We start from the raw sequence: 1148 nt of genomic DNA, 5'->3' as shown, positions 1-1148 counted from the left end.
AACGACGACTGCACCTCAGACCCGACCCCGTCAGCGGCGACCGCCGCCCCACCACCGGCCAACGCCACAGCCACCACACCGACCACCGCGGCCGACACGCTCAACCAACCCGCGACCCTCTTCACGCCACTACCCCTGTCTGTCGATCTCCTTGAGGAACACACCGAGCGATGAAGTTCCTATCTCGCGAGTGGGCGGCAATCTCCTGCGCGAGCGGACCGCTCCTCTCGAGGCGGCCGAAACACTCGGACCACGACCGCCCGAACCGATCGGTCCTCTTCCTCGACCGACGCGCCCCGGCGAGCTCGGGCGCGTCGGACGGAGGTGTGCTGTCTGCCTCAGGCGCCGTTCCAGTCCCCGACGACGGGGACGTGGTACGCCTCGCCGTAGAGGAACTTGCGCTCGGGTCCCGAGCTATCGTTCTGGTCGTTGAGGTGCCAGACGGAGCCGTCGCGCACACCGACGGTGTCGGTGCCGTCGCCGTTCCAGTCCCCGACCACGGGAACGTGGTGCGGGTCGCCGTACGGGAAGACGTACTCGGCAGCGGAGCCGTCGTTCTGGTTGTTGAGATACCAGGCGCCATCGCGCCACACCCCGACGGTGTCCGTGCCGTCGCCGTTCCAGTCCCCGACCACGGGGCGGTGGTACGCCTCGCCGTAGACGAACTTGCGCTCGGGCGCGGAGCTGTCGTTCTGGTCGTTGAGGTGCCAGACGGAGCCGTCGCGCACACCGACGGTGTCGGTGCCGTCACCGTTCCAGTCCCCGACCACGGGAACGTGGTACGCCTCGCCGTAGTTGAAGACGTACTCAGGAGCGGAACCGTCGTTCTGGTTGTTGAGATACCAGACGCCACCGCGCCACACCCCGACGGTGTCGATGCCGTCGCCGTTCCAGTCCCCGACGACCACGGTGTCTCCGGGATTGCCGTACAAGAACTGGTGCTCGCGGGTCGAGCCGTCGTTCTGGTCGTTGAGGTGCCAGGTGGAGACGTCGCGGATGCCGACCGTCTCCGTGCCGGACGACGCCGAGGGCACGTATCTGGTGATCCAGGTCCGCAGGTTGTCGAGGCGGGTCTCGGTGGCGCCCTGGAGGGTCGTGGTGGCTCCGAGGCAGCCGCCTTGGTAGGCGGTGTGGTGGATCGCGACGAG

At 67.9% G+C, this 1148-nt stretch carries 1 pseudogene; it reads right to left on the bottom strand.

Features of this window, described 5'->3' with window-relative positions:
• Positions 1–338: 338 nt before the first annotated feature.
• A pseudogene (locus J2X26_RS21665) lies at positions 339–1148 on the bottom strand (hypothetical protein); the annotation flags it as partial.

It is taken from the genome of Cellulomonas humilata, from assembly GCF_030814415.1.
Classification (GTDB): Bacteria; Actinomycetota; Actinomycetes; order Actinomycetales; family Cellulomonadaceae; genus Cellulomonas; species Cellulomonas humilata_A.
This window is presented reverse-complemented; position numbering and strand designations above follow the sequence as displayed.